Genomic DNA, 21,167 nt, shown 5'->3' on the forward strand with positions numbered 1-21,167 from the left:
CATTGAAAATCCTTCACATCGCTGCTTCTTATAAACCCGCATACATTTATGGTGGGCCAATTCAAAGCGTAGGTAAACTTTGCGAGGCCATTGCAATACAGGCACAACACCAAAATATAGATCTGGAAGTTTTCACAACAACAGCCAATGGAGAAACTGAACTTGATGTGGAAATCAACAAGAAAATAGAAGTTGACGGTGTTCGTGTCACTTATTTTAAACGATGGACAAAAGACCACAGTCATTTCTCGCCAGGCTTGCTGTTAAGTTTACGAAAAGTTCTTCGGCAAACGCAACAGGGTAATGAAAAAATCGTTGTCCACATTCATGCCTGGTGGAATCTGGTTTCTGTGCTCAGCTGCCTCATCGCGAAGTGGTATAAGGTTCCGGTGGTGCTTTCGCCCAGGGGAATGCTGACCAGCTACAGCCAAAACAACCGTCATTCCTTTTTCAAAACCTTGATCCATAAAATAATCGGCAGAACGCTTTTACAATATTGCCATATCCATGCAACCAGCGAGCAGGAAGTAACCGATATTGAATTTATATTGAAACCAAAAAGCATCGATGTGATCCATAACCTGGTGCAGATCTCGGAGAAGCTATTGAGCAAAGATAGTTCAGTCGCGATGGATCAGCCGAAACCTTTTCGCCTCATTTTCTTATCCCGAATTGAGGAAAAAAAAGGACTCACACTTCTTTTCGATGCATTGGCCATATTGGGAATACCATGGACGTTAACCATTGCCGGATCAGGAGAAAAAAAATATCTAGACAGTCTGAAGCAAAAAACAGAAGAACTGAAAGTGAATAGCCGGATAAAATGGATCGGTCAGGTATCCAACGAGGATAAGTTTGAAATCCTGATGCAACATGATTTACTTGTGCTCACCTCATACAATGAAAACTTTGCAAATGTGGTGATAGAAAGCCTGAGCCTAGGTACTCCGGTTTTAATTTCTGATCAGGTTGGCCTTTCTGGTTATGTTCTGGAAAAAAAACTGGGCTGGGTTACGGCACTGAATCCAACAGCTATTCAAAAATCACTATTGCAGGCCAACCAAGATCAGGAAAAGAGAAATCTGATCCACCGGGAAGCACCAATGCTTATTGCAAAAGATTTTAAAGACAGCAATCTCGTTCAAAAATATTTAAACTTATATCAAAACATTACCCATTGAAAAGCCCTGTTACCGTAATTATCCTAACTTTTAACGAAGAAAATAATATTATTGACTGTATAGAAAGTGTACAAGACTTTGCTTCAGAAATTTTCATTGTCGATTCTGGCTCAACAGATCAAACACTGGAAATGCTGTCGAAATATCCGGTGCAGGTTTTTCAACACCCTTTCGAAAATTATAGTCAGCAGCGAAACTGGGCGCTGGAAAGTTTACCCATAAAAACAGACTGGGTAATCAACCTTGATGCAGACCAGCGGCTAACGGAAGGATTTAAAAAAGAACTTCACCAACACCTCACCAGCGGAAAGCTAAATCACATCAATGGCTTTTTAGCCAGTAGGAAAACCATGTTCATGGGCAAATGGATTAAGTATGGCGGCCACTACCCTACCTATCACTCCATGACCTTCAGGTTAGGCAAAGGCATGTGTGAACATAAATTATATGATCAGCATTACCTGGTGGAAGGTGAAATGATAAAGCTGAAAGGTGATGTTATCGACTTAATTACCGAATCGCTCAGCACCTTTACCTTGCGGCACAACAAATGGTCTACACTGGAATCTATACAACAATTTAGTAATACAAATTCCTCAACAGCAACCATATCTGGTAAGCTAAAAGGAGACTCAATGCAACGCCGGAGGTACTTTAAAAACCTTTACGAAAGGCTTCCATTATTTGTAAGACCCATGCTCTACTTTCTTGTTAGATATTTTTTCCGCTTAGGATTTTTAGACGGAACCCGTGGTTTAATTTTCCACTTTTTACAGTGCTTCTGGTTCCGGTTCTTAATCGATGCCAAAATTTATGAACTTCGAAAACAAAAAAATAAATAATCTGCAAATATGACCGATACTACCGTTAAAGATGCCAAAAAGCAAGCCGATAAAAAAGCCATTAGGTTTATTGTGGCATTATTTGTTCTCTATATTCTCTTTAGTCAGGGCAATTTATTTATGTATAGCGTAATGACGCCGACCGGGCGTTTCTACAATCCCAATATCGCCGAACACTTCGATTATATTCAAGGTTTAAAAACCGCATTGATTAAACCAGCGGTATGGATCATCAAGTTATTTGGCTTTTATGCCATCCACAATGAGATGGATGTTTTGGTGGTTAATGGCCCCTACCTTCGAATTAACTATTCTTGTTTGGGTTTAGGCGTAATGAGTTTTCTGGCCGCTTTCGTTCTTGCTTTTCCGGCATCATGGAAATCGACCATTAAGATGTTAATTATTGGCTTGCTCACCATCTACATCCTCAATATTTGTAGAATTGCCGGACTTGGCTTACTATTCGGGTTTTTTCAAAGTCAGCGAAATTATTTCGACTATCATCATGAGATTTTCAATGTAATTGTTTACATCATTATATTCGTGATGCTTTATATATGGATTAGGAAGAATACAAAGAAGGGGTTATAGGGTTAGCGGGTTAGAAAAATGCAAGAAGTAGAAGGTTAATCGTTTTTGCTCCATGTTCTCTTCTTATTTTGACAGGGTTAGAAGGTTAGCTAGTACAGGGAACAAAAAGTAATTCGTTATCCGGTTTTTGGTTGTTATTTTTGGCTTTTTACTTTCCGCTTTTAGCTTTCCCCTTTAAACTTACTGCTTTTCGCTTTTTAAATAATAAATTTTGATAAAAACACAGTTAAAGAAAGATTTTGATACCGGAGATTTTCAAATCGGTGCTTCTGGTTTGAAACAACTACTATGGTATTTTACTGACGTATTTTTTTTTCGGACTAAAGTGATTCCTTTCAGTTCGGTATTGGTATTCCTACTGCGCTCATTTGGAGCCAAAATTGGTCAGGATGTACGAATTAAGCCAGGCATACAGGTTAAATATCCATGGAAATTAGAGATTGGCAACTCTTGCTGGTTGGCCGATTGCTGCCTCGAAAACCTGGATTGGATAAAAATGGGTGACAATTGTTGCATCTCTCAGCAAGCCATGCTTATCACTGGAAATCATAATTATAAAAAGACAACCTTCGATTTGATAATTTCACCTATTATTTTAGAAGATGGCGTATGGATTGGTGCGAAAGCAGTAGTTGGCCCAGGCCTAAGGCTCCATTCTCATTCGGTTTTAAGTTTAGGTAGCGTAGCGATTAGCAATCTTACCGCTTACAGTATCTATCAAGGCCATCCGGCGGTAAAAATAAGAGATCGGGAAATCAGGTAAGTTTTTAAACCTATAAATTTATAAAAAGCCACGCTGTGGCTTTTTTTTTATGCCTTAACTTTTATATTTAGCTTAAATTTAAAAGCAATAAGAGAAAAAAGGACTAATTAGACTTACAATAAACTATCAAAAATAACGTCCACCTTGACTTAATTTAACAACAAAGCGCTATCTTGGCAGCTAATATGCAGTTGTTGAACTATCTCGTTAGCATTACATGTTTTTTTCTTCTTCTATTTTCGATGCATTTATTTTTCGCAAAGAAGGGAAACAAGAGACAAAACCTGTTGCTGGCATTTCTATTCTTTTCTCGTTTTACGCAAATTTCTACCTCACTGGTAATTAAGTCGGGTTACGAAAGTGCAGTGTCAGCAATTTTTCAAGCCGCTACTCCACTTTACTTTGCCGCACCAGCCTGTTTTTATTTATATATCACGGGCTTTATTCACAATAGGATTCGATTAACAAAATTAGATTTATTACACTTTATACCCGCGCTAATTGCCATTATTCATGTAATTCCATGGCCTGGATTAAAAGCACTGGATTGGAATTTGATAACAGCACAACTTCACCAGAACGGATATCTTTTTTTAACAGCAGACAACGGATTATTTCCCCCTTATTTCCAGTATGCTGGCCGGCCCATTCTTAACATAATCTACCTGGCGCTTTGCTGGCATGCCATTTTAAAGTTTAAAATGAAAAATCAGGTTAGCCATGATGATCGTGGTCACAACTGGGTTTTCTTTTTGCTTAAGGTGGCTACCTTTTTCCAGCTGGCAGGGTTAATTCCACTTATATTGAAAAGCCTCAACATCCCCCTTTATCATTCCTTTTTTATCATCTCCAATTGCATTGTGCTTTTGGCCATTTTAATTTATGCTCTCCATCGACCTAGCATTTTTTATGGATACCTGCTTGTTGCCATAGATTGGGATAAAAAAGAACCGCCAATTAAAGAATCGTCTCGGGCAACAGCGGATCCCGATCAGGTTTCGGAAATAATTAGCGAAGAACCAATTATTAAAACATCTGCTAAGAAGAAGGTTAATCTGTCTGCTGAACAAACTTCAAATTATGCCATGCTCATTAGAGATGTAATGGAGAAAGAGCAGTTGTACCTACAGCCTGGCCTACAAATTATAGACCTTGCAACCAGAATCAACATCCCGGTTCATCATTGTTCGCATATCATCAATAATCACATTGGCAAGAATTTTCGCGATTGGATTAATGGTTATCGCATCGCATATTTTCTTCGCCAATATCCACTTCAAAGTGATAAAATAACGATTGAGGCCATTGCGCAAAAGTCTGGTTTTAAAAGTCAGGCTACTTTTTATAATGCTTTTAAGAAAGAGAAAGGCCTAATGCCAACTGTCTACTTTTCTCAGGAGTCTGACACTGGGCCAGGTTAAACATTTTCGTCTAACGGCTGAATGGTTAGAGAGAAATAAAACAGATTTAAAAGGTTCTCAATTCATTTAAGCTAACTTTGGGTAACCATCATACATAAGGTTCTTAATGTAACTCATGTATAACCGTTGTCTATAATATAAGCCTCTCTCCAATCCAGTTCCAGTATGAAAGTATGCCCAGAAAATTCTTCCTTTTTGCAACCATTGTTCGATTTTATGGAACGGTTTCATCCACTTTCAGAATCTTTTAAGATGCAGTATAAAAAAGAATGCAATCTTCTGAATGTTAAAAAAAATAAATTTATTCTTTCCCCAATAGATACCAATGACGCAGCTTACTTTTTGTTAAAGGGAGTGGTGAGGGCATTTGTGAAAGAAGACAAGAAAGACATCAGTACACGCTTTTGTTTTGAAAATGAATTTATTGAAGCCATTAAACATCCTGGCAATACTTCAGATTATTCCATCGAATACCTGCAGGCACTGGAAGATTGTAGGCTCATTCGAATTCCCTACAAACTCATTGATTTTCTGAATTTAGAATATCCTGAATCGCAATTAATTACCAGAAAATTATTGGAAAGCAATTACCATGCAGCATCCGAAAGATCTATTTTAGCCAGAATCCCCACGGCCATGGGCAGGTACTTAAAATTTGAAAGTGACCATTCTGAAATGAACCGGATTCCACAACGCTACCTGGCCAGTTATTTGGTCATGCGTTTAGAAACTTTAAGCAGAATGAGAAACAAAGCAGTAGATAATCGCTTACAGAAAATGGATCTGATTGCTGATCAATTGGCCTGATGGGCATTATTGAAAATTTCTGCCAGTCATTTTTCCTTATTGCTTTCTCCTCACCGAATATGCACGGAAGTTTTTTGCAATTCACTATTATCGAGTTGGTAAGTTTACCTCTTGAAAATGCTTGTTGGTCATACCTGAATAGAAACTATCCCGATCAGAAAGGTATTGCGAGGCAAACGTGCACGCTTACTCATCACCTCGCCACATTAAATTCTTAATAAGCAGGCCCACTGCCAGATTGACCAAGCGCTTAGAGTAATGATTGCTCCAAAGTCTCATGCTGCAGGCAAGAGCGGAAAAAAACTATATCAATATCATTCTGCATACACGATACTCCTTTAAAGGGATGCCCTGGGTGGAGGAATTGGTAAACAAAATAAGCCATTGCGTCATTTTATTTTGCATACTGATATAAGTACTCTCCTCCATGCGTACTTGTACCCATTTTGAATGGAATAGCCCGTTTATCGGTAGATCTCAAAACCCTATCAAAATTTTAGGTGTTGTTTTTACAACATATACCTAAATCAATCCTTATGAAAAAGTTAATTATTTTCATGGTGTCGCTGTCGTTAACCTGGCCAGCCATTGCACAAATCCGACAAGACATTACCAAGCAGGAAAAACTAAAAATCCTCAAAAAGATAACATCACCTGGCATATTTAATTAATCTGATATAGCCAAGAAACACTTCTACTGCAATAGTGTAAGCAACTAATCCGGAAAATCTAAAACTATTTAATGATCAGACACCATTAAACTCTTCCATCGTAAAAACAACGCACCTCGCCTTAAACCTTAAACCATTTACCTATGACAGAAAATGAATTTGCTATGAGTGTGAAAACACATGCTAAATCATTGATATCGCATGCGTTTAAATTCACCAAAGACCTCGACGATGCAAACGACCTCGTTCAGGATACACTTGTTAAAGCTACTCGATTTGCTTACAGGTGTGATTATCAAACCAATACTAAAGTCTGGCTTTTTGTAATCATGCGAAATACATTCATTAACAATTACCATAAAAATGTAAAGCATAGAAGTCGCGTAGTACGTGAAGATGAGGTTCCCATAAGTCAGATGGCATATGGCGCCACGGCCAATGCTGCCGAAACAAGCTTCGCTATGGAAGATATCAAGAAAGCATTAAATAATCTTCCTCAAATGTATTCGCTGCCATTTATCAGATATTTTGAAGGCTATAAATATCAAGAGATTGCCGATGAACTTAATTTGCCATTAGGAACGGTTAAAACGTATATTCACCATGCCCGGTTGAGATTAAAGAAAATGCTGAAGCAATATAAAAACCGCTAATTACAGGTCTATAATTGTTCATCTAAGCATTTGACTTTAGAAATCTTGCCTACGCAATAGGAATTTTTTCATTCATCTGCCTCCATCTTTGGTTCAAAATACTGTTCCTTAAACAGCTAAATTATTCAATATTAAAGGCTCCTATCTGCACTTTCTCCTGGAGAAGGTGCAGATAGGAGCCTTTAATATTGCTAAATACTATCCAATATTTTTCAACTTTATATCTCTCTTTCCTTAGCAACGCCTGAATAACCCACTACCCCAGCAACCAGGTTTACAACCGTATAAATACGCTCCCCAATACGGGTTATACCCGAATTAAAGGGGTATAACGCCAAAGGCCCATTTTTGTAACTTGTGTCCCTTAAGCAGGCCATATGGATCGTAACTTCTCATTACTAAATCGCTTTATTAACATAGATAAATTGTTATACTTTGCTTTCGACTGCGAGCAAATGCAGCTCGTTGAACATAATGATGCTTTTGCAGATTTTTTTAAAGAAGTTGATTTCGAGGGTGATTTAGAAAACATTACTTCACTTATTTTTCCTGATGACCTCATTCATATGCAAACCAATTATCAGAATCTGCGGCCAGGCATTTTGAGTGATCATATAGAATTCAGGATGTTGTTGCAACAACGCACTTACCATTTACAACTAAACTTTTGGCTGGATAAAGAAGATACGAAAATACTCGCCGGGCGGATGATGGATATCACAGAAAATAAACGCTACCATGAAAAGCTCATGGAGTACACTAATAAAAAAAATGCAGTCCTGAATATCATTAGTCATGATCTTGCAGGGCCATTGGGCTCCATTCAAATGCTCTCCTCACTGCTTCAAAAATACTTAAAAGAGAACACTGAACCACAGATTATAAAGATTATCGATATGATCGAAGTAAACAGTAAAAGAGGAATCAAGATGATTCAGGAATTTATCAAAAAGGAATTTCTAGAATCTATTGGGGTAGAACTTTTGAAAAAAAGACGCAACCTTGTAGAAAAAATAGAGCAACTGCTTGATGAATATAAGTCTTCAGAGCCTCACCTTAATTTAACCTTTATATTTCAGTGTAACTTAAGCGAAGTATACGTTTCCATAGATGAGGTAAAGTTTATGCAGGCGGTAAACAATCTCATTTCCAACGCTATTAAATTCACACCTGATCATGGCACCATAACCATTGGCCTTCAGCTAGTAGAAAACATGGTTAAACTGTCTATTGCAGATACTGGAATTGGCATACCAAAGCAATTTCATGAGAAGTTGTTTGACAAATTTAATCTCGCTGGGCGAACAGGCTTAAGGGGCGAGCATTCTGTTGGGTTAGGCATGTCTATCATTAAAACCATCATAGAATGGCATGATGGAAAAATTTGGTTTGAATCGGAAGAAAACAATGGAACAACCTTTTTTATCGAGCTTCAACCAGCTTGAAACCCAGGCAGTGACCATTCTCTTTGCAAAAAACATAAAATGAATAACAACCTATTGGCTTTAATGGTTTAAATTAGCCAGATCAAGGTATTGAATTGATCATAGTAAAATGACGAACAGCGAACAACCCATCTCAACGAGATTTCAAATACACGATGAAGAACAACCTGCAAAAGCTAATCAGAACGCCTTTCCAATTATCGGTATTGGCGGAGCCAGCGGCTCTTTAATTGCATTTAAAAACTTTTTCAGGCATATGCCCGCCAACTCAGGGATGGCTTTTGTGCTGGTTATTCATCAGGCCTCGAAAGAGGACGAAGACTTTGCAAAACTAATTACTTCTTATACTACCATGCCACTTGTAATGGCAGAAGATGGCATGAAGGTAATGCGCGAACACGTATATCTTGCACCAAAAAATGTCGATATCGGTATCCACGACGGGCATTTGCTACTCTTTAATCCCTCTCGGGAAAAAGGCGCGCACATGTGCATCGACCATTTTTTTCAGAGCCTGGCCGAAGATCAATGGAACCTTGCTGTAGGTATAATTTTCTCTGGCTTAGGGGCAGATGGAGAAACCGGGATCAGGATGATTAAAGAAAAACTGGGCATGTGTATGGTACAGGATCCGGAGAATGCCGAATATCCAAGTATGCCTATGGCAGCAATTAAAACGCATTTAACTGATTTTGTACTCGCACCCGAGGATATGCCTAACCGATTGATTAGCTATCTCAATCATCCTGCTTTGAGGTTGCCTTTAGAAAATGAATCAAATACCCACAAATCGAACAAAGTACACATTCAGAAAATATTAATGTTACTGCGTTCTCACACCGGACATGATTTTACCCTCTATAAGAAAATACCATCTCCCGAAGAATTGACCGTAGAATTGCTTTTCATCAACTACCTGATTACGAAAACTACGTCAATTACCTAAGAGAAAATCCAACAGAAATAGAGCTTTTATTTAATGAGCTTTTAATTGGGGTTACTAAATTTTTCAGGGATAAGCAGGCTTTCGAAATTCTGAAAGAAAATATTTATTCGTTACTGAAAAATAAAAATCCGCAAGAACCCATTCGGGTGTGGATTGCGGGTTGCTCTACGGGAGAGGAAGCCTATTCTGTTGCCATTTTAATTACAGAATACCTGGATACCTTGCCCATAAAACTTAAACCTAAAGCACAAATTTTTGCAACTGATTTAGATGCCAATGCAATAGAGCTTGCCAGAACAGGGTTTTACTTCTCAAACATCGTTTCAGAACTGAGCGCAGAACAAATGGAACGTTTCTTCATTAAGAAAAATAACGGCTTTACTGTGAAAAAAGAAATCAGGGAAATGATTGTCTTTGCGCAGCATAACCTGATTAAAGATGCTCCGTTTACCCGTTTAGATCTGCTGTGCTGCCGCAACGTGATGATTTATTTGACCACAGATCTTCAAAAGAAAATCATCCCGATCTTCCATTATTCATTGAATGTAAACGGCTTATTATTTTTGGGGCCTGCAGAATCTTTAGGGGGTTTTCACGATATTTTCAATAGCATTGATACCAAATGGAAATTATTCGAAAGAAAGGAAGGGGTGTCTTCATTAGGTAAATTACTTGATTTCCCATTCCATATTGCTAATCAGGAAAAGCTTTCTAAAACAGATCTTACGGTGAAAGGCGGACAAAAAAACACTTTGGCTGAAAACTTCAACAAATTACTGTTAGATAACCATACGCCACCATCTCTATTGCTTAATGATAAGGGAGAAATCCTTTTTATTGCTGGTAATACCAGCCGGTTTATTCACCTGCACCCTGGGGAGGCGCTCATGAATATTCACCACATGATTCGTGAAGAATTAAAATATGTTCTCGGAAATGCTATCCATCAGGCCCTTAGTAACCGGAGCAAGGTAGACATTTCAGAAGTAAAAATTAAGGAGAAGGATAGAACTTACCTGGTTAGTTTTAATGTAGAGTATCTGCATGATCTGGCTCTATCCGGCCTGTTACTAGTTACTTTTTATGAAAAGGGTCCAACCAAGAAAAACACCAGAAAAGCCAACAGTGCCGTTACCGAAGGTGCTGTAGAAGAGTTGGAAAAAGAACTTACTTACACCAAGCAACAACTCCATACCACAATAGAACAAATGGAAACTTCGCTGGAAGAATTGAAATCTACCAATGAAGAGCTGCAAAGTACAAACGAAGAATTGCAGAGTACCAACGAGGAAGCATTAACGACCAAAGAAGAAATGCAATCGCTTAATGAAGAATTGATGACCATTAATCTTCAGTATCAAACCAAGGCAGAAGAATTAATCCAGCTGAATAATGACATGAAAAACCTGCTGGACAATATCGAGATTGGAACTATTTTTTTAGATAACCAACTGAACATCTTACGTTTTACACCACAGGTAACCAAGCTTTTCAACGTTATTGCAACAGATGTTGGCCGTTCTATTACACATATTGTTTCCAATTTCGAATATCCATCAATAGAAAATACCATTAACCAGGTAATAGAGACGCTGGTTGGAAAAGAGCTGGAGGTAAAAACTAAAATGAATGAATGGTATAATTTAAGAATGATGCCATACCGGACCATGGATAACTTCATTAACGGTGCGGTACTTACTTTTACCAAAATTACGCCAATTAAATCGATGAGTGCGCAGGTACAGGGCTTGCTTCGATATACCCAAACCGTTATTAACCAATTGCAGGATGCTACCATCGTAATTGATGAGGAAAAAAAAGTATTGGTTTATAACCGCCATTTTCTTAAGCTCTTTCATTTTACTGATTTGGAAATTACTGAACTTTCCTTTTTAGAAATTGTTAATAATAAGTGGCACTTTAAACTTCTTTTAGAAAAACTCCTTGTAGACACTCCTGTTGAGGAAGAATTTTATTTGCAGCACCACTTTAATGGCATTGGTTTGCTTGGGCTCCATATCTCGATTGAACATATTCAGACAGATACCAATGAACCATCAATATTAATTTTAAAATTTAGAAAAGCATAGTGAGAAAGCAAGGCGCAGTTAATAAAGACTTTATTTTAAATGCTTTACGAAAAAAAGCAGAGTCTCTCCTTGGCCGAGAAAATGCTGATCATCATATCCACGAGGAAAACGAAGTTTCTATTTTGCTGAATGAGCTGGAAGTTTATGAGTTGGAGCTGGAAATGCAGAATGATGAGTTGAAGTCCTCTCATTATGCACTCGAAATCGAACGACTCAAATTTGCTAGTCTTTTCAATGCTGCCCCTATTGGCTATTTAATTCTTTCGTCAAATGGCCAAATTGCTGAAATAAACGAAGTGGGCGAAAACATGCGGCTAAATGGTGCAGGCGATATTATTGGGAAAAATCTTTCAAGCTTTATTTCTCCTTTTGATCGCAATGAGTTTTATGCCTTTATTAACCGCATGCAAAAATTGCATTTAAAAGCACACTGTGAACTTCGGATTCATCCAAAAGGCGCACCCGCTTTTTTTGCACAGCTAGACGGCTCTACCGTAACCACTCCGGGCTCCGGCAAACGGAACTTTTATATCACCATAACTGATATTACTAAACTAAAAAGTTCTGAGCAAAAACTTTTAGAAACAACAGAAAGGTTAAGCCAGACTTTACAGGCATCACATACCGGTACCTGGCGCGTAAAAATGAATGACGGAACCGTTTTTCTGGATAATTACACCAAGGAAATTCTTGATCTTAGTGAAGATAAAAGCCAGCCAACGCTAAAAGAACTTTTTGCTTTGGTGCTGGAATCTGACAGGAAAAAACTCGTTACCATTGTAAACAAACTTCGTAATACACAGGAGGTAGATGTGGAAGTTGGCCTGCAGACTGCCGTAACCAAAAAAATAATTTTAATTAAAGGAAAAGCAATTAACCAGCTTGATGGTTCTACCTTGTTTACGGGAATAGTTTCCGACATTTCCGAGCGTAAACAATTACTAGAAAAGGAACAAGAATATGAGCGCAATCAGCATCGCTTGCTGCGTCGCGCTGCGATAGAGGCGCAGGAGAAAGAACGGTATAAAATCAGTGCCTCCCTGCATGATAGCGTTTGCCAGATCCTTTATGGAATTCGTTTCAAACTCAACCATTTGCAAAAAAACGAAGCTACCGAAACATCATTTTCTAACATCAATCAATTACTGGATCTGGCCATCAAAGAGTTAAGAACCATTTCTGGAGAACTAAGCCCTTCTATTCTGAAAGATTTCGGTTTTACCTCAGGAATAAAGGATATGATTCAACATTTAGAAAATGCTGGTTTCAAAGTCTATTCCAAGATAGATCGCCAAGCCGATAACTTGTCGGCAGAAACCCAGCTTTACATTTTTAGAATCATTCAGGAACTTTTAAATAACAGTATAAAACATTCGGGGGCAAGCCAGGCCAACGTAACCGTTAAAATAGATAAAACACAAATCATCATTATTGTGAAGGATGAAGGAAATGGCTTTCAAACAAGTATTGATCAGGCACTTAAAGAGGGTTCAGGATTACGGGCAATTAAAAACCGGGTCTCCCTGTTAAAGGGGCATTTGGAAATCAGCAATGATCAAGGCGCCACTTTCACCATTTCCTTTCCAAATGAGTAATAGTTATTGACATCAAAACATGAAAATTGAAGAAGTAAAAAATGTAATTACAATTGGAGCATCCGCAGGTGGTATATCAGCTGTGACTAAATTGCTGGAATCGCTACCTGAAGATCTAGATGCAGCCGTTTTCATTGTTATTCACATTAGCAAAGTTGCCATCGAAAAAAACATACTTGGCCTTTTAAACAAGAAATCGAAGCTGGAAGTAGTTATTCCGCAAAACGAAACAAAAATACAAAACAACAAAGTATACCTCGCGCCTGTAGATCACCACATGATGTTGAGTAATGATACGATCTTGATCACCAGAGGAGCGAAAGAAAATCATTGGCGTCCATCTATCGATGTTCTTTTTAGAACTGCTGCAGCAGCCTATAGTACTTGCGTAACGGGTATTATTTTAACCGGTTTGCTGGATGATGGCACATCGGGTATGATTGCGATCAAAAATGCGGGCGGCACCTGCATTGTTCAGGAACCTGAAGAAGCAGAATATGCAGATATGCCACAAAATGTAATCAATAATATTGAGGTTGATTACCGGGTATCAATCATAGATATGCAGTATATTCTTTCTGATCTATACAGCAGGGGTACCTGTGTTAAGGGCGAAGTGCCGGCAAACCTCAAACTCGAGTCGGAAATTACATTGAGGATGAGTAGCAATTATGAGCAAACCAGTGCCCTTGGCACAACAACCATTTTTACCTGCCCGGAATGTGGCGGTGTACTCACAAAAATTGAGGAAGATGGAAATAACCGGTATCGTTGCTTTACGGGTCATGTCTATAGTGAAGATGTACTAAGGAGCGAGTATGCAAAAAAAACCGAAGATGCTTTGTGGGTAGCCATCAGAATGATGGAAGAACGGCGCAACTTCATCTCCGGTTTAGAAAAACGTATGCAAATTGACGCACACGTTAGTGACGACCGAAAGAAAAAATCAGATGAACTGAAGGTTCATATAGAGAGACTAAAAGAAGTACTTAAAGACATAGGAGACTCAGGAATAATAAAATTATAAAGATGTTAAAGATTATACTGGCAGAGGATCATATTATTGTGAGGAACGGCATCAAACTTATTCTGGATTCACAACCAGGCGTTCAGGTGATTGGAGAAGCAGATAATGGTAAGGAAGTCTTAGACCTGATTGCCTCGGGTACCATACCCGATATCGTGCTTACAGATATCAACATGCCCGAAATGGACGGCATAACCCTTATTCGCGAACTGAAGAAAAAATGGCCTGAAGTTAAAACAATTGTGCTATCTATGCTCGATAACGAGAAATACGTTGCTCAAGCCTTTCTCGAAGGTAGCCGGGGTTACCTGATGAAAAATGTAAACGAAGATGAAATGATGTTCGCCTTGAAAATAGTTCACTCAGGCACAAAGTATCTTTGCTGCGAACTATCTCAAAGCTTGCTAGACAGGCTTTTAAACAGTGTGGCCGCCCAGACAGAACAGACGCAAATGCAAATTGAACTTTCCATGCGGGAAATTGAGATTCTGCACCTGATTGCTGAGGGTTACACCAATCAGGAAATGGCGGATAAAATTTTCCTCAGCAAACGAACAGTAGAAGGACATCGCCAATCGTTAATTGATAAAACGGGCTCGAAAAATACCGCAGCGCTTATTCGTTTTGCCGTAACTAACGGGTATCTCAATTAAGGATAAAGAAAAACTATCCCTTATGCAAAGAGTAATTACATTATATTTCAAATAGGAAATGGCCGCTGAATAAAAAAATCAACGGCCATTACTGTAATTTTTGGGTTAATACTGTGCTGGTGTTAAGGCGTAGGAGTTGTACCTGTACCCGTAGTTGTTGCCGTACTATCTGTTAGTGTAGTATCTGTGGTTAAGCTATCCTGCATTGGAGCAGTTCCGCTCATATCACTCATGGTAGTATCAGAACCAACAGAATCTGAAGCATTGTTCTTATTTTCTGAATTGCAAGCAGACAGCATCAATAATACTGCACTTGTCATGATAAGCAAGTGTTTTTTCATTTTAGATCTTATTTACGTGCACAACACCATTGTTGGCAAATTATATAAGAAGAAGCCTGTTCACGCATCAAAGGTTTATAAAAATACTTAAACCCGTAAAAATACGCAGGATAGTTACGTAGATTACCCCATCATGATTGGCTATTCTTCGCCTTCAGGTTTTGGTTTAGAGTGTGGCATATTCCCAGCCTCACCTTCATTGCCTTTATCAGCATCAGCACGGGCTTCTTCTGATCCAAAATCACCCTCTCCTACCTCACGACTTAGAAAACCAGCATCACTTCTCACTTTGTTTTCTTCATTGTTGTCATTGCTCCGGTGCCTCGGCACCTGATTTTCTGGCATATTGGATTTATCAGCTGAATTTTCAGCCTGTGTATCTCCAAGATTCTCATTTTTCTCCTGCTCGTTCATGGTTATTATTTTTTATTTAAAAGGTTTTTGCATTGAAACTTATCAATCTTCTAATACTTTCTAACCGTATCATCTGAGTCTAAGCGCTGTGGCTGTTGTACGGAATCTTTTTTTGCTGTGTCGCCGTAATCGCGTTTACTGTTTCCTTTAACTGCTCTGTCGGATGGATTTTGACAAGATGAAATGATCACTATAAGTAATAAAGCGAGCAAAATGCTATGGACTGTTTTCATAATATTTCTTTTTAGAAGAACCCAGGTCACCTGCTGATGGTTTAGCATTTATTCAATATCGATCCCGTCATAACTACCACCTCTTAGATACTATTGCTAAGGATACTACAACACGATGTCTGGTATGGCAGGCGTATCGTGGTTTTCGTCGCTGATACTGCCTTGCGGCGTATTTTCGTTATATGATGTTTCTAAGTGTTCCAGGTAAATTTTCAGATTTTGAATTTTCGCATTCACCAGTTCCTGTTGCGCTGGCGTATGTTCTGGGGTGCCATCCATAGATTTAAGTAAATCCATAGCGTAATCCATAAAATCTTTCAGGTTCTCAGATAAAAGTTCTTTTTTCTCAATCATTTTATAACGTTTTGTAATAACAACAGGACTGAACCTAAAAGGTTCGTTAGAAAATGTTAAGCGATCAATTTTAATTGAACACTACTTTATTAAAAGCTTTTAGTTGTCTTTAAATAAACAATCAACAACTTCTAGCGCTTGAAATATCGGCCTGAAATTTTGCTTTTTTGTAACATTTTTGTATCTTTATGTCACCAAGAAAAAAGCCTATAGAAAAAAGACCTACCTAATCATTCATCATATCAATATATAAATATATCCTATGAGAAAATATATTTTGGGAATCTCCGGTCTTTTATTAGTCGCTACCTGCTCAGTTTTTAGTTCATGGAAAAATAACGATAAAGAAATCGTGCTTTCGAAAAATGAGAAAGAAGCGCCTGTAAAGACTGCTTATATCCAACATGCGGAATCACTTTATCAATCAGCTCATTTAAAAGATTCTGGTTTAACATTCCCTGTGTTTGAAAAGGCTTTAACAGGTTACTACAATTTGAAAAAAGCCGGACGCTTATCAGATCATGCTTTGTTAACCATTGCCGATTTTGATCAGCCGAGCACGCAGAAGAGGCTCTATGTAGTTAATGTTGATGAGAAAGATGTAGTGCTGAATACCTGGGTAGCGCATGGGCAGCGCAGCGGCGAAGACCAGGCGGTAACCTTTTCAAATAAAAATGATTCGTTCACCAGCAGTATTGGCTTTTATGTTACCGGTGAAGCATATCATGGCGCACATGGCCGATCATTAAGATTAGATGGAATGGATCCCGGATTCAATGATAATGCCAGACTTCGTTCTATCGTGATTCATGGTGCGCCTTATGTAAGCGAGGGTACAATTGCAGCTTTGGGCAGATTAGGAAGAAGCCAGGGTTGCCCGGCGGTTTCCCCTGAACTTTCCGATCAGTTAATTTCTTCTCTCGGTGAGGGCAGTGTCTTGTTCATTAACAGATCAGCTGAAAAATATTCGTCGGCTTACCTAGATGAAAAGAGTGCCTACCTTGCTGCAATGCCTGATATTAATAAAGCAGCTTTATACGGCACGTTTTCAACAATGGATTAGATTCTAACCAGATGGGTGTACAAAACAGCATCCAATCCATATACATCCTTTGCAAATTTTAGCGTACCATTTGGATCTCTCCAACAAGTAAAATAGCTGAGGTAAACCGGAATTTGTTTAGGAAGCGAAATATTCTCTGCTTTTGGATCAGTGCTTGTCATCCCTGTGCTGATTCGATCGAACTTTTTTCCCGATCCAAATAATGCCCTTGCTAATTCTAAAGGCTGTTCTACTCTTACACATCCGTGGCTTACGGCTCTCACTGTTTGGTTAAAAGCGGCCTTTGCCGGAGTATCGTGTAAATAAACACTACTTTGGTTATTAAATAAGAACTTAATTTTACCCAAAGAATTATCATCACCCGGGCGCTGTTTAAAGGCATAGGTTTTGCCTACATTTCCAGCCGTCCAATCGATGGTTTCGGGATCTTCAACCAGTTTGCCTTTATAAAAAACATCAATATTATTGTTGCTTAAATAATAACGATCTTTTGCGGCCTGCGTGGCAATCTCATTAGTCGCAATGCTTTGTGGAATGTTCCATACCGGATTAACCTGCACACTGTGGATCATACTCTTTAATTGTGGTGTTTCCCGGTTAAACGGACGATCTTTTTCCAGGTCATCCTCATCATATTCGGCTAAAGATTGTCCGGCAGGTTGTTCCCTACCCTCACCTACACAAACTTTCATCGTCATTGCAGTCTTACCATTTTCAATTACATGAAGCTGATATTCCGGAATATTTACCCAAACATATTTTTCTTCTGAAGGGCTATTTTGCCAGCGAAGTCGTTCCAGGTTAACTTGAATTATTCTTTTACTTTCTTCTGCAGATCGGCCCGGAGCAGTAGTATTTTGTTTCAGCGCCTGCTGTAACATTTTATAATCTGCATTTTTTGGCTGGATGCTATCTAAAAAAGCCACCAGATTAGTTGTCTGATAAGGCCTCTTAAAACTCAAAGAATCCGGCCTTTTGGTTTTAGTGTAGTATTGCGCATAAATCTTCCTGGGACTCACCAAGCCAAATTCCATTGCCTGACTATAACTGGTAATGGCGTTACTAGCCGCCAATTCCAGGTCGATTAGTGTTTGATAGGCCAGATCAAGATCTTTAACAGCCTCTTGATCGTAAGTTTCCTGTAGAACTGACTTAAATTTCGATAGTTTAAAAGCTTCTGGCGATACCCCATGGTCTTCAGCCATTGCGATTACATTTGCTGCTCTGATAAGTCCGCTATCTGGGATAAATTTTTCAACCAAAATAGGTTCATAGTTATTGGCAGCATAAAGTGCGTTGGTAAACTTAGGATTTTGTAAGGTCTTTGATCGATCGGAAATAGCCAGTTTCATTTTTTTTCCAAACTCATCCATGTCGATCTTTCCAAATATTTTGTTCCCTGTAGCCTCTACCAGGTGTGCACCAACTTTTGATTGCTGTTTTTTACAACTTTGTAAAATGGTCAGCCCGAACAACATCGTCACCATCAAGCACTTTAAGAGCGGCTTTTTAAAATTCACTAAATACATGAGACTATAATTCAAATTTTGTAGTATTTGTTTTACGTAATTTTTATTCCACTGAAAAACAAGTTATTACGATTATCACCAGCGATATCATTATTATTAAATTTCGATGGCTTTTATTAAAATTAGTGTTCCTTCGAAGCGTTTTAAACAAACTTAAAATGAATCTGTTCCTATGATGATGAAACAGATTATTTTCTTTGGTGACAGTCTAACCCAGGGCTACGGATTGCGGGATCCTGCAAAGGCTGCTTTCCCGGCATTGATTCAAAAAAGGCTAGATGAGGTTGGTAATGGTTTTAATGTGATTAATGCTGGGTTAAGTGGCGACACTACATTTTCTGCTTTGAATCGACTTAAATCGGTGTTAAAAATGCAGACTGATATTTTCGTTCTGGAACTTGGCGCTAACGATTTGATCCGAGGGCATTCCGCTTCTGATGTGGAGGCCAATCTTCAACACATGATTGATCTGGTAAAACATGACCATCCATCAGCACCGATTTTATTGCTGGGAATGGAATTACCAGAATGGATTCCAGGTGCTAAAGCAGCCGGATACCGAAATATATACACCAGGCTGGCGGATAAAAATCAAATTCACCTGGTTCCGTTTCTGCTGGAAGGTGTGGCGGGTATTCCGCACCTCAATATGTTCGATGGTATCCATCCGCTTGCAGAGGGGTATGAAATTATTGCCAAAAATGTCTGGAAAACCCTGAAAGTCGTTATGGAAACCATGCAATAGTCTATTTCCGGCCAAATACCTTTCTGCGTTTTGGTGGAGTAATCGGCCCGATCAGGAAGCCGAAGGCGTTTAATGCAGGTACCCTATCACAAATGATTTTAACGATTCCCAACAATGGGATTGCTAAAATCATGCCCGCAACGCCCCAAACAAATTCACCCAAAACAATAGCCATGATGGTAAAAAGCGGATTAATGTTTACCTGTTCACCTACAATTAATGGTTCTAGAATATAAGTCTGAATCAATTGTACAAGTCCGTACACGATGAGCACGCCGATGATCATTTTACTATCTCCACCCTGCGCAATTACGGAAAGAACAGTAAGGCTGGTTCCTGTCAGGTTCCCAACAAAGGGGATAATTTCCAGAATTCCGCAAAGCACAGCGAAGAAAATAGCACTTTCTATGCCTACAATGCTGAAGCCGATCCCATACATGACCCATAATACCGCAATCATGGCACCAAGTCCGCTTAAATACTTTTGAGCAACATGCCCACACTCATGTACAATATCTGCCGTATTTTCTTTTTCGTTTTGCGGTACCAGTTTAAGAATAAAACGCTTAATATGAGATCGATAATAAAGGCAGAGGTACATGTAAACCAATACTAAAACCGTGCTCACACCAATGGAAACTAGGTTACTGGCAAAACCCATCACCATTGAGCCTGTTTGTTCTCCTTGCCCTTTAACGATTTCCTGCTGTTGCTTCTGATCAATCCCTGCCTTATCGTTAACCCAAGCCCTCATGTTTGTAACCATCCCACCTAACCGCGATTTCATTTCATCAATGTTTTCCGTAAATGAACCCATTTGCCAATACAACAGGCCGACAATTAAGACCACACTGAAGATAAAAATCAACATGCAAAAAAGTGATGCCAAACCCCTATTGATTCCTTTACTTTCAAAAAAGCTACTTAAACGGATGAAAAGCATTGAAAATACCGCTGCCAGCGACAGCGGAATAAGAAATGAACTGGCAAAGTAAAGTCCACCAAAAAAGAGTACAAGGAAAAGTATAATGTAAACGCTGCGTTGAAGGTTATCCATAGACAGCTAACAGTTTCTAAGTGCAAATAGTTTATGATAATGAGTCTGAAGATTCTACTTCATACTTTTTTTAAGAAAGATAATTGTAAGGCAGTTTACTTAATTACTTAGCGGCACCTTTTCCCTGAAGGAGGAAGAGCGTGAAATAAGAACTTTTCGCAGCTAACAATTAAAAACATCAAACCATAGGTCCTGAATCAAGTTCAGGATAACGATCGCTTAACCCACCGTTCGTAGAATGACGTATAAAAAAGGTTCGGTGTTCATTGATAGCATTAGAGAAAAACAAAGGATTCTTTTGTACCTCACGATAACAACATCGCTATGACCACTTTGCTATCTGGCCTAGGAGATGATGGAAGAAGAAGCCGTTGAAATTTTTGCACTGATGTTCAAATCCCGCCACCCCAAGGTAGCGCGAACGGCTCCTAAAACAAATCCTTATTATATAGCAAATCGAGCCCTTGCGCTACCGCCATTTAAATTTCGACGCGCTAATCCAACATCAGATCCAAGCCTTGATTTTTTTGTTACTTTTTTGATCAAGCAAAAAAGTAAGAGCCCTTCGGCGGCCAGCCGAGGCAAGCCAAGCGCAGCGGAAAAAGTTTACGGTAAGTGATGACACCAGCCGATGGATGAATGCTAAAAAAATGTCTTTTACGCTTCGGGTTAAAGGATTTTATCGTGTCCTGGCCGGACGGGCCTTTTTTCTTTTGACAGCAAAAGAAACAAAACTGCCGGCTCGC

The 21,167-nt window shown here is 38.9% G+C and carries 23 protein-coding genes; 17 read left to right on the forward strand and 6 right to left on the reverse strand.

The window, feature by feature from the left end:
- Nucleotides 1-2: 2 nt before the first annotated feature.
- The 14 genes from SOM16_RS21110 (at nt 3) to SOM16_RS21175 (ending at nt 14,685) form a co-directional block, all read left to right on the forward strand.
- A complete protein-coding gene (locus SOM16_RS21110) occupies nt 3-1,181 on the forward strand; it encodes an XrtY-associated glycosyltransferase XYAG1 (protein ID WP_320465979.1) in 1,179 nt (392 codons plus the stop codon).
- Nucleotides 1,178-2,023, forward strand: coding sequence for a glycosyltransferase family 2 protein (locus SOM16_RS21115; protein WP_320465980.1), 846 nt, complete (start codon nt 1,178-1,180; stop codon nt 2,021-2,023). The genes SOM16_RS21110 and SOM16_RS21115 overlap by 4 nt, the downstream gene beginning before the upstream one ends.
- Before the next feature lie 9 nt (nt 2,024-2,032).
- The gene (gene xrtY / locus SOM16_RS21120) at nt 2,033-2,614 is read left to right on the forward strand and encodes an exosortase Y (protein ID WP_320465981.1); all 582 of its coding nucleotides are present in this window, start codon (nt 2,033-2,035) and stop codon (nt 2,612-2,614) included.
- Between the two features lie 211 nt (nt 2,615-2,825).
- On the forward strand, nt 2,826-3,377 hold the full coding sequence (locus tag SOM16_RS21125) for a WcaF family extracellular polysaccharide biosynthesis acetyltransferase (protein WP_320465982.1): 552 nt from the start codon (nt 2,826-2,828) through the stop codon (nt 3,375-3,377).
- A gap of 242 nt (nt 3,378-3,619) precedes the next feature.
- Nucleotides 3,620-4,798 carry a helix-turn-helix domain-containing protein gene (locus SOM16_RS21130; RefSeq protein ID WP_320465983.1) on the forward strand — a complete coding sequence of 393 codons (1,179 nt, stop codon included), beginning with the start codon at nt 3,620-3,622 and terminating at the stop codon, nt 4,796-4,798.
- Between the two features lie 165 nt (nt 4,799-4,963).
- Entirely contained in the window at nt 4,964-5,605 is a 642-nt protein-coding gene (locus SOM16_RS21135) for a Crp/Fnr family transcriptional regulator (RefSeq protein WP_320465984.1), read from the forward strand.
- A gap of 536 nt (nt 5,606-6,141) precedes the next feature.
- Nucleotides 6,142-6,276, forward strand: a complete 135-nt coding sequence (locus tag SOM16_RS21140; protein ID WP_320465985.1) for a hypothetical protein — start codon at nt 6,142-6,144, stop codon at nt 6,274-6,276.
- Nucleotides 6,277-6,419: 143 nt separating this feature from the next.
- Nucleotides 6,420-6,929 carry an RNA polymerase sigma factor gene (locus tag SOM16_RS21145; RefSeq protein ID WP_320465986.1) on the forward strand — a complete coding sequence of 170 codons (510 nt, stop codon included), beginning with the start codon at nt 6,420-6,422 and terminating at the stop codon, nt 6,927-6,929.
- A gap of 377 nt (nt 6,930-7,306) precedes the next feature.
- Nucleotides 7,307-8,374 (forward strand): sensor histidine kinase, encoded by a 1,068-nt coding sequence (locus SOM16_RS21150; protein WP_320465987.1) that lies wholly within the window; start codon nt 7,307-7,309, stop codon nt 8,372-8,374.
- Nucleotides 8,375-8,483: 109 nt separating this feature from the next.
- Nucleotides 8,484-9,320 carry a chemotaxis protein CheB gene (locus SOM16_RS21155; RefSeq protein WP_320465988.1) on the forward strand — a complete coding sequence of 279 codons (837 nt, stop codon included), beginning with the start codon at nt 8,484-8,486 and terminating at the stop codon, nt 9,318-9,320.
- A gap of 44 nt (nt 9,321-9,364) precedes the next feature.
- Nucleotides 9,365-11,410, forward strand: coding sequence for a CheR family methyltransferase (locus SOM16_RS21160; RefSeq protein ID WP_414692285.1), 2,046 nt, complete (start codon nt 9,365-9,367; stop codon nt 11,408-11,410).
- On the forward strand, nt 11,410-13,005 hold the full coding sequence (locus tag SOM16_RS21165) for a PAS domain-containing sensor histidine kinase (RefSeq protein ID WP_320465989.1): 1,596 nt from the start codon (nt 11,410-11,412) through the stop codon (nt 13,003-13,005). Before SOM16_RS21160 ends, SOM16_RS21165 begins: the two co-directional genes overlap by 1 nt.
- Before the next feature lie 19 nt (nt 13,006-13,024).
- Nucleotides 13,025-14,032, forward strand: a complete 1,008-nt coding sequence (locus SOM16_RS21170; protein ID WP_320465990.1) for a chemotaxis protein CheB — start codon at nt 13,025-13,027, stop codon at nt 14,030-14,032.
- 2 nt (nt 14,033-14,034) lie between these two features.
- Nucleotides 14,035-14,685, forward strand: a complete 651-nt coding sequence (locus SOM16_RS21175; protein ID WP_320465991.1) for a response regulator transcription factor — start codon at nt 14,035-14,037, stop codon at nt 14,683-14,685.
- 122 nt (nt 14,686-14,807) lie between these two features.
- Here the strand turns inward: SOM16_RS21175 and SOM16_RS21180 are convergent, their stop codons facing one another.
- The 4 genes from SOM16_RS21180 to SOM16_RS21195 all read right to left on the reverse strand — a co-directional run bounded on the left by SOM16_RS21180 (nt 14,808) and on the right by SOM16_RS21195 (nt 16,027).
- A complete protein-coding gene (locus tag SOM16_RS21180) occupies nt 14,808-15,026 on the reverse strand; it encodes a hypothetical protein (protein ID WP_320465992.1) in 219 nt (72 codons plus the stop codon).
- 141 nt (nt 15,027-15,167) lie between these two features.
- Nucleotides 15,168-15,440: a hypothetical protein gene (locus SOM16_RS21185; protein WP_320465993.1), complete on the reverse strand. Its 273-nt coding sequence runs from the start codon at nt 15,438-15,440 to the stop codon at nt 15,168-15,170.
- Between the two features lie 50 nt (nt 15,441-15,490).
- The gene (locus SOM16_RS21190; RefSeq protein WP_320465994.1) at nt 15,491-15,673 is read right to left on the reverse strand and encodes a hypothetical protein; all 183 of its coding nucleotides are present in this window, start codon (nt 15,671-15,673) and stop codon (nt 15,491-15,493) included.
- A 105-nt stretch (nt 15,674-15,778) separates the two neighbouring features.
- The gene (locus SOM16_RS21195; RefSeq protein WP_320465995.1) at nt 15,779-16,027 is read right to left on the reverse strand and encodes a hypothetical protein; all 249 of its coding nucleotides are present in this window, start codon (nt 16,025-16,027) and stop codon (nt 15,779-15,781) included.
- Nucleotides 16,028-16,289: 262 nt separating this feature from the next.
- On the opposite strand from SOM16_RS21195, the gene SOM16_RS21200 reads away from it, so the two are divergent.
- Complete coding sequence (locus tag SOM16_RS21200; RefSeq protein ID WP_320465996.1) at nt 16,290-17,090, forward strand: murein L,D-transpeptidase catalytic domain family protein; 801 nt, start codon at nt 16,290-16,292, stop codon at nt 17,088-17,090.
- On the opposite strand, the gene SOM16_RS21205 is transcribed toward SOM16_RS21200, so the two are convergent.
- Nucleotides 17,087-18,619, reverse strand: a complete 1,533-nt coding sequence (locus SOM16_RS21205) for a L,D-transpeptidase family protein (protein WP_320465997.1) — start codon at nt 18,617-18,619, stop codon at nt 17,087-17,089. The genes SOM16_RS21200 and SOM16_RS21205 overlap by 4 nt on opposite strands.
- A 172-nt stretch (nt 18,620-18,791) precedes the next feature.
- Between SOM16_RS21205 and SOM16_RS21210 the strand changes: the two genes are divergently transcribed.
- A complete protein-coding gene (locus tag SOM16_RS21210) occupies nt 18,792-19,364 on the forward strand; it encodes an arylesterase (RefSeq protein WP_320465998.1) in 573 nt (190 codons plus the stop codon).
- A gap of 1 nt (nt 19,365) precedes the next feature.
- On the opposite strand, the gene SOM16_RS21215 is transcribed toward SOM16_RS21210, so the two are convergent.
- Nucleotides 19,366-20,421, reverse strand: a complete 1,056-nt coding sequence (locus tag SOM16_RS21215) for an AI-2E family transporter (RefSeq protein ID WP_320465999.1) — start codon at nt 20,419-20,421, stop codon at nt 19,366-19,368.
- 352 nt (nt 20,422-20,773) lie between these two features.
- Here SOM16_RS21215 and SOM16_RS21220 point away from each other — a divergent pair, with 352 nt between their 5' ends.
- The gene (locus tag SOM16_RS21220) at nt 20,774-21,040 is read left to right on the forward strand and encodes a hypothetical protein (RefSeq protein WP_320466000.1); all 267 of its coding nucleotides are present in this window, start codon (nt 20,774-20,776) and stop codon (nt 21,038-21,040) included.
- The last annotated feature ends 127 nt before the right edge of the window (nt 21,041-21,167 follow it).

This window comes from Pedobacter sp. CFBP9032 (genome assembly GCF_034045265.1).
Taxonomy (GTDB): domain Bacteria; phylum Bacteroidota; class Bacteroidia; order Sphingobacteriales; family Sphingobacteriaceae; genus Pedobacter.